General features: G+C 38.6%; 14 protein-coding genes. 10 read left to right on the plus strand and 4 right to left on the minus strand.

The annotated features are described in order from the left end of the window. Positions 1 to 54 precede the first annotated feature (54 nt). Entirely contained in the window at positions 55 to 438 is a 384-nt protein-coding gene (locus ACN0TV_RS04175) for a hypothetical protein (protein ID WP_417360419.1), read from the minus strand. A 674-nt stretch (positions 439 to 1,112) separates the two neighbouring features. Between ACN0TV_RS04175 and ACN0TV_RS04180 the strand changes: the two genes are divergently transcribed. The 7 genes from ACN0TV_RS04180 (at position 1,113) to ACN0TV_RS04210 (ending at position 6,917) form a co-directional block, all read left to right on the plus strand. After that, positions 1,113 to 2,177, plus strand: a complete 1,065-nt coding sequence (locus tag ACN0TV_RS04180; protein WP_417360421.1) for a GyrI-like domain-containing protein — start codon at positions 1,113 to 1,115, stop codon at positions 2,175 to 2,177. A gap of 1 nt (position 2,178) precedes the next feature. Next, positions 2,179 to 2,550, plus strand: a complete 372-nt coding sequence (gene crcB, locus ACN0TV_RS04185; protein ID WP_417360423.1) for a fluoride efflux transporter CrcB — start codon at positions 2,179 to 2,181, stop codon at positions 2,548 to 2,550. Between the two features lie 339 nt (positions 2,551 to 2,889). Continuing rightward, positions 2,890 to 3,174 (plus strand): zinc ribbon domain-containing protein, encoded by a 285-nt coding sequence (locus tag ACN0TV_RS04190; protein ID WP_417360425.1) that lies wholly within the window; start codon positions 2,890 to 2,892, stop codon positions 3,172 to 3,174. 168 nt (positions 3,175 to 3,342) lie between these two features. Next, entirely contained in the window at positions 3,343 to 3,681 is a 339-nt protein-coding gene (locus ACN0TV_RS04195; protein ID WP_417360427.1) for a P-II family nitrogen regulator, read from the plus strand. Between the two features lie 26 nt (positions 3,682 to 3,707). Continuing rightward, complete coding sequence (locus ACN0TV_RS04200; protein WP_417360429.1) at positions 3,708 to 4,937, plus strand: ammonium transporter; 1,230 nt, start codon at positions 3,708 to 3,710, stop codon at positions 4,935 to 4,937. Between the two features lie 128 nt (positions 4,938 to 5,065). Next, complete coding sequence (locus tag ACN0TV_RS04205) at positions 5,066 to 6,136, plus strand: outer membrane beta-barrel protein (RefSeq protein WP_417360431.1); 1,071 nt, start codon at positions 5,066 to 5,068, stop codon at positions 6,134 to 6,136. 199 nt (positions 6,137 to 6,335) lie between these two features. Further along, the gene (locus ACN0TV_RS04210) at positions 6,336 to 6,917 is read left to right on the plus strand and encodes a YdeI/OmpD-associated family protein (protein ID WP_417360433.1); all 582 of its coding nucleotides are present in this window, start codon (positions 6,336 to 6,338) and stop codon (positions 6,915 to 6,917) included. 102 nt (positions 6,918 to 7,019) lie between these two features. Here the strand turns inward: ACN0TV_RS04210 and ACN0TV_RS04215 are convergent, their stop codons facing one another. The 3 genes from ACN0TV_RS04215 to ACN0TV_RS04225 are packed head-to-tail and all read right to left on the minus strand — an operon-like array spanning position 7,020 to position 10,848. Continuing rightward, on the minus strand, positions 7,020 to 7,349 hold the full coding sequence (locus ACN0TV_RS04215; protein ID WP_417360435.1) for a hypothetical protein: 330 nt from the start codon (positions 7,347 to 7,349) through the stop codon (positions 7,020 to 7,022). A 7-nt stretch (positions 7,350 to 7,356) separates the two neighbouring features. Beyond that, positions 7,357 to 8,742, minus strand: a complete 1,386-nt coding sequence (locus tag ACN0TV_RS04220) for a tyrosinase family protein (protein ID WP_417360437.1) — start codon at positions 8,740 to 8,742, stop codon at positions 7,357 to 7,359. 6 nt (positions 8,743 to 8,748) lie between these two features. Next, entirely contained in the window at positions 8,749 to 10,848 is a 2,100-nt protein-coding gene (locus ACN0TV_RS04225; protein WP_417360439.1) for a fibronectin type III domain-containing protein, read from the minus strand. A gap of 368 nt (positions 10,849 to 11,216) precedes the next feature. On the opposite strand from ACN0TV_RS04225, the gene ACN0TV_RS04230 reads away from it, so the two are divergent. From ACN0TV_RS04230 to ACN0TV_RS04240, 3 genes are read left to right on the plus strand one after another with little or no spacing between them, the layout of a single operon-like run. Next, positions 11,217 to 11,825: a sugar transferase gene (locus tag ACN0TV_RS04230; RefSeq protein ID WP_417360440.1), complete on the plus strand. Its 609-nt coding sequence runs from the start codon at positions 11,217 to 11,219 to the stop codon at positions 11,823 to 11,825. Continuing rightward, positions 11,822 to 12,493 carry a NeuD/PglB/VioB family sugar acetyltransferase gene (locus tag ACN0TV_RS04235; RefSeq protein WP_417360442.1) on the plus strand — a complete coding sequence of 224 codons (672 nt, stop codon included), beginning with the start codon at positions 11,822 to 11,824 and terminating at the stop codon, positions 12,491 to 12,493. Before ACN0TV_RS04230 ends, ACN0TV_RS04235 begins: the two co-directional genes overlap by 4 nt. Beyond that, positions 12,474 to 14,063 (plus strand): FAD/NAD(P)-binding protein, encoded by a 1,590-nt coding sequence (locus ACN0TV_RS04240; protein WP_417360445.1) that lies wholly within the window; start codon positions 12,474 to 12,476, stop codon positions 14,061 to 14,063. The genes ACN0TV_RS04235 and ACN0TV_RS04240 overlap by 20 nt, the downstream gene beginning before the upstream one ends. Positions 14,064 to 14,089: the final 26 nt, after the last annotated feature.

The raw sequence follows: 14,089 nt of genomic DNA on the forward strand, positions 1-14,089 counted from the left end.
TTTATATAGCGCCCTATTCCATTACATGTCCATCTTATTGATGATTTTACATAACTAGCCCAGGTGTTTTTTAATATTCGGTTTAAAGTAGCTTGGCCCCTTTAGGACCTTACCATCTTCTCTGTAGATAGGTTTGCCATCAGCACCTAATTTACTCATGTTACTGGATTGAATTTCTGTAAAAACATCTTCTATCACATCTTGCATACCGTGCTCTAATATCGTACCACACAATATATATAACATATCCCCCAAGGCGTCAGCAACTTCTACAAGATCACCATTGGTTGCTGCCTCTAAATACTCATTATTCTCTTCCGCCATAAGATTGTGCCTTAGGGCAATTTTGGATCCTTCTAAAGTTGCTTGCGGGGTATCGGCGACTCCTAATCCAAAAGCCCTGTGAAATTTTTCCACACTTGCTAATTTATTCTTCATGCTAACTCAGTATATATTTAATATTACTAAAAGAACGAGCAATTTAAGAATTCCTAAATGCAATTTGATTAAATTTGCCAAAAATTAAGGCCGTATGTTTACACAGGGACAGATGATATTCGCAGGAATATTTGCAGTGGTATTTATTATCGTAATGATTGTTAGCTATACCCGCGATAAAAAAATTCACAAAAAGCAATACAAAGGTTCCCTTTGGATATTGATCGGATTCCTTGCCTTCATCGCCTTTTTACTGCTAGTGAAAAACTTAACAAGAGGCTAAATTTCTTCCAAAGGCATCGCCTTTAAGTTTGACAAAATGTAATTTTTTTACGCCTAACGGAGAATTTATGACTTAAAATACATACCTTTGCACAAAGCAATCAACTTAAGCAATGATGATTTTCTTTTCAATTTTATTTGGTTTGTTGGTAATTAATATGGTATTACTAGTATTTAGCGTCAACAAATTACCCAAAGCTAAAAAGCAACAGGCTGTTTATAACAAGCCTAGCACAAAAGTTTTAGACAAGGCGGGTAAGGACAACGATTACGATGTAGCTTTTAAGAAAGCCATATAGTACCACGAAAATTAAAAAAGCAATTTTAAATTCTTAACGGAGAAGGTACTATCTTTGTGCTTTAGCTGTTAACAATTTCTTTTATTGTCCTTTATGAGAGTTTTAAAATATCTAATCTTTCTTCTCCTTATATTAGCCATCGGACTTGCAATTTACGTTGCTGTACAACCCGACGACTACAAAATCATTAAGACTCGCGTGATTAAGGCACCATTACCTTTAATTCGATCTCATATAGACGACTACACCAAATGGGCACAATGGGGTGTTTGGAACCTCAACGATCCTTCAATGCAAATTACCTATGGCGACCGTTTTAAAGGGGACAGCGCAAGTTGCCGTTGGAATAGCAAAATATATGGAAGCGGAAGCGTCCTCACCACTTACTATTCAAAAGACTCCATCAGCCAAGAGATTCACTACGACTCTCCACAGAAGGAGACCGCTCGAAGATTTTGGGCTTTTAACCCTACTGCCAATGGAGAGGGCATCATTGTCACCGCTGGAGTAGAAGGAAGTTTTAGCTTTACAGATAAATTTCTGGCTATAATAAAACGAAGTAGAGAACAAAACTACGAACGAGATTATTCAAAGGAACTCCATAATTTAGATAGTGTAATTGACCAAAACATGAAGCGTTATACTATTGATATTTTGGGACCAACAGAATACGGAGGAGGTTTTTATTTATATCAGACTGTCAGCTCAAAATTCAATGAACTCACCACGACTACTGATCATATATTCACCGAGGTTAGTGCTTTTATGGAGCACAACAACATAGCAGCATCTAAAAATCCTTTTATAAGATTTATAGAGTGGGACACGAATGAACGAACTGCAATTGTCTCAGCTGCCATTCCAGTTAACGACAGAATAGTTACACCTAAAGGAAGCTCTGTACTTTGTGGTTATATTCCACCAGGCAGGTATTTCAAAACAAAACTTTATGGGGCGCATTCTAATTCAAAAGAAGCCTGGGCTAAAGCAATGGAAGGTTTAGAAAAACAAGGATACACCATTGACCCTGACAGGGATGAGTTGGAGATTTACATCAAATGTCCAGAGAACTACCCAAATCCGGCAGATTTGGAAACTGATATTTACATTCCCATACTAAACACTAGCAAAGAGCATACAACAACTTCAATTCTTTAGCATGAAGCAGCTCTTACTCATATTCCTCGGTGGTGGCGCTGGAAGCTTACTTCGTTACGGAATCAGCCGACTGCTGAATAACCAAAGCAGCACTATTCCTTTTGGCACTCTAGCTGTAAATTGTATTGGAAGCTTATTAATCGGTGTGGTATTAGGCTACTCCATAAAGACTAATGGCCTATCTTCAAATCAAATAGCATTCCTTGCTATTGGATTCTGTGGTGGATTTACCACATTTTCAACCTTTACCTATGAAAACACCATGTTTTTAAAAGCAGGTGATCTCCTATCATTTTTCGCATACACCACTGCCTCCATGGTACTAGGCATCCTTTTCGTTGTCGCGGGATTATGGTTGGTTAAATTTCTTTAAACCAGCACCCCGGCTCTCAGGTTATTCTTCACTTTTTTGGTCATTTCTTTTCCTCTTTCATCGATGTAGTTTACATCGAACTTTTCCATTGACAGGTCAATTCCGTATACTTGCATAATATTTGTTTTTATACTCCGTATTGAGTGGCTGACATCGTGATAATGGGTTTTTCCCTAAATACTCTCTGGCTTTGACTCAATAAATCTGCTGTCCTTGATATCTCAGGTAGATTTTATCTAAGTGTGTAACTAAGTTAGGGCAGCAGATAGAGCTTCTTACCAAAGGTATACTTCATAATTTATTTATCTGTTATTATTCTTTAGAGGGCAAACTAACGATGTGTGTAAACATATTGGTAAACGAACTGCCAAGCACTTTAAGTGCAACAACTGTGGAAGCCATATGGACGCGGATGTAAACGCATCGATCAATATCGCTACCCTTGGACGCGCCGTAAACCGTGTTGAAAAATCGAATGCTATGTGTTGCGATATTGCTCATCTAGCTTCAGGTTTAAAACCCAATCCATCGCTATGCATGGTTGGTAGTTTATATTTCTTTACTTGGGCGACCCTCACTATTTTATCAAATTACCTTTCCAAAACTTCTCCATTTTCATTATAACTCCTCATTTTTATAATTTAAGTTGATAAAATTTAATATTATTTTATATACACCCCTTATTTTTATAGGGGTAAAAATATTAATACAATAAAAATTATCAATATACCCCCTATTTTTTACCATGCAATCCATAATTAATATAGTTTTAAACAAATAAAACCTTTAATTATGAAAAAAATAGAAGCAATTATTCGCAAATCAAAATTTGATCAAGTGCGAGATGCACTTCATCAAGTAGAAGTAAATTTCTTTAGCTACTGGGACGTCACAGGTGTCGGTAACGAAAAGAAAGGCCATGTTTATCGCGGGGTTAGTTACAGTACCGCAGACATCCAAAGACGCTATATCTCCATTGTTGTTTCAGACGCATTCCTTGATCGCACTATTGAAGCCATCCTAAAATCCGCTTATACCGGCAATGTAGGAGATGGCAAAATAGTAGTATCCGAAGTTTTAGAAGCCTATCGAATCAGAACTCGAGAGAAAGGACAAGAATCGCTGAACTAATCAACAACAACTTAAAAAATTAAATTATGGAATCAAATGTTATAGAAGTAAGCGCTGTAATGGACATTCTTTGGATTATGGTCGCTGGAATACTCGTTTTCTTTATGCAGGCAGGTTTTACGCTTGTCGAGTCTGGATTTACAAGGAGCAAAAATGTCATCAATATCGTGATGAAAAATTTAGCGGATCTAGCCATAGGCTCCCTTGCATTCTGGATTTTTGGATACACGCTAATGTATGGTGACTCCATAGGAGGCTTCATAGGCTCCCCATCGTTATTTTATAATGTCCGAGAGGATATGCACAACTTATTTTTCCAAACCGTGTTCTGCACAACTACGGCAACAATAGTGTCAGGAGCCATAGCAGAGCGCACGAAGTTTTCTTCATACATCCTATTTTCGTTCATAATAACCACTTTAATTTATCCAGTATCGGGACATTGGATATGGCAAGGTGAGGGCTGGTTGACTAACCTTGGCTTTATCGACTTTGCCGGCTCTACTGCAGTACATGCAGTTGGTGGCTGTGCTGCATTGGTTATGGCCGCTATGGTCGGTCCCAGAATTGGGAAATATACTGAAGGAAAGTCCAATGCTATCCCAGGTCACAACATGATGTTTGGCGCACTAGGGATATTCATACTATGGATGGGATGGTTTGGATTTAACGGGGGTTCAGAATTAGCCATCAGTGGAGAGAGTGTCTTTAATGTCCCTGCCATAATTGTAAACACAAACATCTCCGCAGCAGCAGGTCTACTCACAGCGATCATTTTAACACGTGTACGATATGGCAAACCAGAAATTTCAATGAGTTTAAACGGAGCCTTAGCTGGTTTAGTAGGTGTTACAGCAGGTTGCGCAATAGTCAGTCCAGGCGGTGCTGCGATAATCGGAATAATTTGTGGTATTGCCGTCATATTCTCTATCGAATTTTTAGATAAGAAACTAAAAGTCGATGATCCAGTCGGAGCGGTAGCTGTACACGGCGTTTGTGGAGCCCTAGGCACATTACTAGTTGGGGTTTTTGCCACAGAGGGAGGATTGCTATACGGAGGCGGCTTCCATCAGCTTGGTGTACAAGCCATAGGAGTTTTGAGTGTTAGCGCATGGGTTATGGGAAGTTCATTCCTTGTACTATTAATCATCAAAAAAACCATTGGACTACGAGTGACCAAGGAGGAGGAAATAGACGGATTGGATATTCATGAACACCATGGGGACGCTTATCCAGATTTCACCATAGATCGTTAATTCATTTTAATCCTTTGTGGGATAAGAGAACGGAGAATTAATTAACAGTATGCTCCGCTGCTCAACCCAATGTTAAAATACATCAAAACACACTCTATTAATTCTAAACCACATTAACCCTCTTAATTATGAAAACAAGCATCGTAATAAATTGCGTAAGAAAATCACTCTTTTTCACCCTGCTGCTCTCATGTTTTTTTGCTACTGCTCAAATCAGCGAAAAATTCAATCTAAATGGATCAGCAGACGTGTATTGGAAAACAAATTTAACTGGTACTAATGAGGCTTTTCAAGATGAACAGGAAGACTCATATTTCAACAGCCCTGCCACCGCCTTTGCCAATAGAAGCGGTTTTTCCTTAGGAATGGCAAATATCATTGCAAGTTATCAAGGAGAAAAAGTCGGTTTTGTAGCTGATTTAGCATTTGGTCCACGTGGGGAGGACGCTGTTTTTTTATCTACAGGGTCTTCTAATATTATAAACCAATTATACGTCTATTGGAATGTATCGCAGAAATTGAGATTAACCATGGGGAATTTCAACACCTTTCTTGGCTACGAGGTTATTTCCCCAGTCGGGAATTTCAATTACTCCACTTCCTATATGTTTTCGTATGGTCCATTCTCCCATACGGGAATTAAAATGGATCTAACACTCTCTGAAGATCTTAGCTTAATGTTTGCCGTGATGAACAGTACAGACTATACAGAAATTAATTTAGACGGCAGTTATACAGCTGGAGCTCAACTGGGCTACAAGGGACAATTTTTAAATCTGATTTATGGGCAGCAGACAGGTCTGGATGGGGCAACATTTCAAATAGATTACACTGGCGGATTTGATCTAAGCTCATCGGTATATCTGGGATTAAATACCACCTACAACACCACTGATGGTGGAGGCTTCTACGGTGTTGCACTATATCCCCAACTCACAACATCAGAGCGTTTTTCAATGGGGCTCAGGGGTGAATATTTTAAAGAGTTTGAAGGAGGTGTAGGGGTTTTTGCTTTAGAAACAGATCAAGATGCCGATGTGTTTGCATTTACCTTAACTGGAAATTATAAAATTGAAGATCTAACTTTTAAGCCTGAATTTCGATTCGATACGGCATCCAAGAATGTTTTTTACGATATGGATCAGGCACCTAATTCAAGTCTGGGGTCTTTTTTAATCGCAGCCGTCTATGCCTTTTAAACCCCGACTTGATACAATATATATCCCTATCAGAATTTAGGGATGACAAAAAGCATTTTTAATGCGAAAATGATATCCTATCAGCCATTGGATATAGTGAGTAATCACGCTTTACTTTTCCTGGTGGCATGCCACCAGGTTTTTTTGTTCATTATATAAAAATAAATACCGAAATTTAGATCTCATTAAAACTAAAGCGATGAATCCTAAAGTTGAATTCTTTTTTGAAAAACAGAGCAAATGGCAAGAACATTACAGACTTCTTCGACGGATTATATTAGATTGTACGTTACAGGAAGAATTAAAATGGGGTGTGCCATGTTACACCTACCAAAACACCAATATCGTCCTCATACATGGGTTTAAAGATTATTGCGCTCTGCTGTTGACCAAAGGTGCTCTATTAAAGGATTCCTATAACATACTGATCCAACAGACCAAGAACACTCAGGCTGCAAGACATTTGAGGTTTACAACTGTTGATGAGATTCGTCAATTAGAATCTAAGATCAAGGAATATTTATTTGAGGCCATCGAAGTAGAAAAAGCTGGACTAAAAGTAAGCTTTAAAAAAACAGAGGATTTTGAAATGATCGAAGAATTTAAATCTGCCCTCGACAAAGATCCAACACTAAGAAAAGCCTTCCAAAAACTAACTCCCGGAAGACAACGCGCTTACCTGTTACACTTCTCTTCAGCTAAACAATCCAAGACAAAACTCTCGAGAATTGAAAAGTGTAGTGCGAAAATTCTTGAAGGAAAAGGGTTAAATGATATTTAAATTTTAAATTCAAGTAAAATGAGTTAATTTGCTATATAATAACATATTACATTAACACAAAAGAATACTATTACCTTCTTTTTAAAGTGGGACATCCAAAAATTATTGGCTTATGAGCACCGTTCGGGCTTCGCTATTAATGCTATCTATTCGAATCAGAAAAGGACGGTCTACTCCTGAATTTTTAATGTATACCCCATAATTTAGACTATCAACAAAAAACATTAATACCGATTCCTGATCACTTTCAAAATCCGTATATCCTTTGATATAACTATAGGGTGGAATGTCTTGATTTAAATTATGCTCAAAGAGTCGAATATTGGTAATCGTAAATGGAGTGTTATTTTCGATTCGATAACTTTTTTGGCAGTTGTTAGCATAGACCATGGTGACTATTCCGAGGATAAACAAATAACAAATTCGATACATAGTGGAATTACATTTTAATTACTTTTTTCACTACTAGGGTTTTCCCTATAGAATCAACAACCTTCACTACGTATGTACCAGGAGCCAGCCCGTACAGGTTATTAACTTCTAAGGTATCGGTAAACTCAAAAGCTTCTTGTTTTATAAGTGCTCCCACCATATTGTATATTTCGATAACACAATCACGCTTTTTATCTAGCTTGATCGTAATATGATTATCAAACGGATTAGGGAAGGTCTTGATTACCACAACAGCATCATGTGGATCGACATCACCCTCACTCCAAAGCCAAACCTGTTCGAGATCTAGTTCTTCAAAATAGTTCTTTTCCCGCTTCACTGAAGCAATTGAAGATCTCGACAATAGCTCTGAGGGTGTCTGTGAATCTATGGCAACCAAAAAATCAGCTCCACTCTCAGCCAAAAATCCAGGCTGTAAAATAACTTCATTTACAGATTCCAATACCGCTCTACTACCTGGTGGGGCAATAAAATTGGATCCTGCTTCAATAGTAAATTGATAATAAAAATATTCCTGATCATTATAGATGTTACTAACGATATAATTGTCTAATTCAGCCAAACCATCTTCCCCATAGAAGACCCCTAAAGCACGGGAGTCAAGAATATCATTTGGATCTACAACCGGCAGTGTCTCCCCTCCAAAAACATAAGTTCCATCATAACGTATCATGTCATTTCTCAAATAAAATGATGTATGATGTATCTCCTCCCAGTCATGCCACAATTTATCGATATAAGCGTGATGGAGGTAAAATACAGGGTCTCTAGGAGAAGCCGAAGTGATCATGGGTCCATTGACCCATCGATGCGCCCCTGAATGTGGTGGTTGTCGTTCAAAGAAATCAGAAAATTGAAAAAAATCTGTCATTAACAACATACTGGTAATTTCACTTGGAGATGGAAGGTTGTTGTATTGTCCCAAACGACGCCCTAATCCCCAATTGGTGTTAAAACTTCCCATAAAATCTTCATCCCATAAGGCTGAGGTTGTGGATTGATCTTCTGAGGAATCCCAATAAGGCATGCTAATTATCGGATTAATTTCCTGCATCACCTGCTCCATCTCAAATACAAATTGACGGTGGAAAGCTAAGAATATTTCTTTTTCCGGTTCATCAGGTAGATTAAAATGAATATCCAATACACTAGGATCAATATTGTCGTAGTTAAAAAAATCCATATGGAAATTAGCCATATCGATGATTCTGTCTGGGCTTGCGGAACGTATGGCGTAAAACGCATTTACCAATTCTGTTTTTTCATAAGCTGTCATCTCTCGGTAATCCTTACGGATACTTTGAGCATCGACCTGCAGGAAACTCAATAGAAATAGACACAAAATTTGACACTTAAGTACTCTAAAACTCATCACTTCTTAGTTATCGTTTAGTCTGAGCTCTAAGGCTTCTATCCTTAGAATCAATTCTTTTAATTTCTTATGCTGCCTTTTCAACTGTTCTATTTGCTTTTCTTGCGCAATAGTATACAAGGTGAGTTCTTCTATTTTTCGAAGTAATCTGGCATCCATATCTCCCAATGCGATTCCATGACGCTCTATTTCACTAGCACTCGGCATATTCATAAGGTGCTTGTTTGATTTGATATGCTGCTCGACCACCGCTAAACTTGGCAAGTGGTAATCATTTTCAAAAACGTAATCTGGCCAATTCGCCTGTAAGGCCACACGAACCTCTTCAGCTACTACATTTCCTGCTACCGCCAATCGATAGGCAGGATTAACTGAAGTCCCAATACCGACATTTCCATTGGATATAAAATTGTTCGATTGCCAATCTACGGTAGCTAAATTTGCATTTTCACTAGTATAGTCCGTAACACCTCCACTTGGCGATTCTAAAGTCGTTACGTTCACCGTATTACTAATTGCAGATGTGTTTCCAGCACCATCAATGGCTACCGCGGTAAAAGCGTAACTAGTTTCTTCGGATAAGTTATTCACATTGAAGCTTGTATTACCACTACTTAAACCTATACTACTACCGTTTTGAAAAAGCTCATAATCCACCACTCCTACATTGTCTGTGGAAGCACTCCAGGAGAGTGTTGTACTACTAGAAGTAGTAGCGTTGGCTGCTAAATCTGTAATCGCACTGGGCGATTCGGTATCGGCTGTACTTGTTGTTGTCACATTTGCAGTATTGCTCACTGCAGATGTATTGCCAGCACCATCAATAGCAACAGCTGTAAAGGCGTAGCTGGTAGCTGCAGTTAAATTGGTGATGTTATAACTAAAAGCACCGCCACTGAAACCGATACTAGTCCCATCCTGGAACACCTCATAATCGACCACCCCCACATTATCTGTGGAAGCACTCCAGGAGAGTGTTGTACTACTAGAGGTTGTAGCGTTCGCTGTTAAATCTGTAATCGCACTTGGAGGCTCGATGTCAGTTGCACTTGTAGTTGTCACATTTGCGGTATTGCTCACAGCAGATGTATTGCCTACCCCGTCAATCGCTATGGCCGTAAATGCATAACTGGTAGCGGCTGCTAAATTGGTGACATTAAAACTTGTGGCGCCACCGCTTAGACCGATACTAATTCCATCTTGGAAAACCTCATAATCGGCCACACTCACATTATCTGTGGAAGCACTCCAAGTGAGTGTTGTACTATTAGTAGTTGTAGAACCGGCAGCTAAGTCTGTGATCGCGCTCGGCGGTTCGGTGTCAGTTGCAGTTGTGGTTGTTACATTAACAGTATTACTCACCGCAGATGTATTGCCTACCCCATCAATCGCTATGGCCGTAAACGCATAGCTCGTAGCTGCTGTTAAATTGGTGACATTAAAACTTGTAGCCCCTCCGGTTAAGCCTATACTACTTCCATCTTGGAAGACCTCGTAATCGACTACTCCTACATCATCCGTTGAGGCACTCCAGGAAAGTGCGGTACTGTTTGTTGTTGTCGAACCTGCAGTTAAGTCGGTAATTGCCGAAGGACTTTGTGTGTCTTCAACTAGTGGCATAATGCTAATTGCGTCAAGCAATACAGCATCTCCTGCAACTGACCCCCTATAGGATGGCGATGTATACACCCGAATTACCGCTACACTAGAATTGGCGGTTAGCTCAAAGTTATAAGAGGTCCAAGCGTCAGTTGTAATAGATTGTTGCGAAAAGTTTGAAAAACCCGACCAATTGGCAAAGGCAGGTAAATAACTCTGAGGCGCCCTTTTTGCCCAAATTGTAATAGAATATACTTGTCCATTAACGACGTTAAAGGTATAGGAGGCATCCCTTCCAGAGGTTTCACCGGAAGAGGAGATTAACATGGCAAAAGATCCTTGCTGAACATCTGTGGGTTCAGATGTGATCACTGCTCCCCCAGTCCATCCTGTGGTTGCATCTGCCTCATTAGCTATAGAAGCAGCGTTTGATTGTGTATGGATTTCTTGAGTCCACACAACACTGCTGAATAAAAATGTAATTAATAATGTAAAGGTTGTTCTCATTTTATGTGCATTTGGTTGGTAACACATCGGAAGATCAAACCATGGATTCAATAAGACGGGACTTTTAATTCAGGTTTAAAATTAATGACATTAGCCAATTCAACTCTCAAAGCTCTACTAAATCCCATAATAATCTACAAATAACCTAAAGCACGTTTAAATGCGACATATATCGTTGAATTACAGTTCAAATCACCAAGTAATTTCATTCTATTCTAGGATAATATTAGTCTAAATACCAAATATTTAGGATGAATTGCATTGAGAATTAGTTAAGCGATTTTAATTGCCTTTGGTAGAACATTTTTTATTCTAAGAGGGTATTAAAATAATTTTACCTTAATTATCCAAACCAAAACTCACAACCCATGTATACAAAATTCGTCAAACGCTTTTTGGATATCCTTTTGTCCGTAACTGTCTTGATTTTACTTTCTCCGGTTTTAATCTTATTGTGGACATGTTTATTTGTTGTCAATTCTGGTCATCCTTTCTTCTACCAACTAAGACCCGGTAAGGATGAAAAGATATTTAAACTTATAAAATTCAAATCCATGACTGATCAAAGAGATAAAAATGGGCAATTATTACCCTATGAAAATCGGGTTACCAAAATCGGAAGTTTTATACGGAAATATTCTTTAGATGAGATCCCACAGCTTATCAATGTTCTCAGGGGAGATATGAGCCTTATTGGGCCGCGTCCGCTACTTATAAAATATCTGCCACTGTACAATGACTTTCAAAAACAACGTCACCGTGTTAAACCAGGCATCACCGGATGGGCACAGATCCATGGTAGAAATGCTATCTCATGGGATGAAAAATTCAGCTATGATGTTTGGTACGTAGAGCACTTGAGTTTCAAAACAGATATAAGTATTCTTTTCAAAACCGTTAGAAAGGTACTATTAAAAGATGGCGTAAACTCCGGTCCAAACCTCAATATGGTTGCATTTAAAGGAAGTGAATCATGAAAGATAGATCAGTTATCATAGGAGCAGGAACACAGGGACAGGTATATGCATCTTATCTCATAGAGGCTGGTATCCATATCATTGGCTTTATAGATGACAATCCTCAGCTTATCGGAGAAAAGGTCAATGGACTACCTGTAATAGGTTGCTATTTAGACTTATACACCAATTCATTTAAGGAAGATATTCAATCAGTATATTGTCCGATTGGAGACAATCATATACGGGTGGAATACCTCTCGGCAATGCAACAAGAGGGATACAATATACCGAGTTTCATACATCCTTCCGTGTCTATAGGGCCTGATGTAATCCTAGGTCAGGCTATCTATATGTTGGTAGGAAACATTGTAATGCCACATACGACCCTTGGAAATTATATCATGATCAATCAGGCGAGTACCATTGCACATCACGTCAAAATTGAGGATGGAGCATTTATGTCCTCAGGAGTAAATATAGGTGCCTGTATCCATGTTCAGGAGAAGGCCTACATCGGAATGGGGGTAACGGTTATGACTGGGGTACAAAGCCTAGGTCGAAATTGCCTCCTTGGTGCAGGTTCCGTCATCATAAAAGATGTTCCTGAAAATGCTGTAATGGTAGGAAATCCAGGTAGAATTTTAAAATACCAAAAAAACGACAACAATGTACAATGTAAACCCTAATAACCACACAGACCTATGCTTTATTGGGTCTGGAATATCTTCAGCATTCACTTTGATTCATCTTTTAGAAAACAGAATAGCGGATGATGTACAAACACCTCTTCACGTAGCTATAGTCGAGAAATATCATGAATTTCATACCGGGATTCCCTATGGCAATCGATCGGGAAATTCCGTATTGCTCATTACTTCCCTTAAAAATTTCCTTCCTCAGCCCGAATACTCCATATTTATAAACTGGCTCAATGAAAATCATTCAACTTTACTAGCCCAAATGAGAACTTCAGGAGGTACATTAACTGCCCAATGGCTAGAAAAGCACAAAGAAAGTATCGCGCGTCAACAATGGGGAGATCTTTTTATTCCACGGAGTTTCTTTGGAGTGTATCTTAAAGATAGATTAAACAGTTTGATTGAAAAGCAATCCCTTAACGGCAAACTAAAAGTTCAATATATTCATACTGAAGTTACCAAAATTAAGAAAACCGGGGAAGGCTATACCATTAGTGGAGATGGTCTAAATATTCAAAGCAAAAAAATAATCCTTGCCGTTGGATCCCTTCCCACCCGCTCTATCTACACCAATAAAAACATACAGCAGTCAGAGCAGTTATTGGTAATCAATCAAATTTACAGACCGAGTTTGGATGAAAATTTAGATCGAATATCAAACTTTACAGCTAAACAACTTCACTCTGGAAAGCACTGTAACATCTTAGTTATAGGTGCTAATGCAAGTGCATTAGAACTGTTATACAAACTAAATGATGGTCATAAAAAGGCAGAGTCTAACACAAGCTTTTCTTTCCTTTCCACTCATGGATTACTGCCCGACTGTGAAATTGACCACATCAAGCAATCAGATTTTATTACGAGCCATTTAAATGAGCTGCAATCACAAGAAACACTAACGGCTTTTCAAATTTCAGAAGCTGTTAAAAAGGATCTTGACGCTGCACAGGATATTCATTTGGGAGCTGCTTCGACAGTTGGGATAATTTCCAAAGTATTCGGTGCTTTATTATCAAAATTGGACTCAAAAGAATTAAAGAAATTTGCTTGTGTATACGGTAACGAAATAGGAAGACGCCAACGCTGTGCAGGACAGCATTATTTGGATGTTATAGCAGATCTAAAGTCCAAAGGAAGGTTTACGCATATTCAAGGCCGTTTCAAAGATCTAATCGAGCAAAAACGAGGACTTTATCACTTGCAGTTTGAGGATCCTAAAACAAAGACAGTTAAAATTTCTGAAAAGCCATTCCATGTGGTGATTAATTGTATTGGCAGTACTAGGTTTGACAGTGATCAAAAACAACTACCACCCCTATTAAAGAACTTAATTGATCAAGGTTTAGCACACCCGAATAGGTCTCAAATAGGATTGGAAGTTAATACAAAATTAGAATGTTCTGAAAACCTTCATATTATCGGTCCTTTATTGGCTGGAAATATCATTGATTCTAAGGCCGTTTGGCATGTGGAGCATTGTGGAAGAATCATTTGGCTTTCCGAGATTCTAGCAAAGACCATTCACCATCACGCTAACACCCCTGCGTCGGTGGGTTAAGCAACGTTGTAAAAGCAGTCTTATAC

This window comes from Galbibacter sp., from assembly GCF_048266365.1.
In the GTDB taxonomy this organism is placed as follows: Bacteria; Bacteroidota; Bacteroidia; order Flavobacteriales; family Flavobacteriaceae; genus Galbibacter.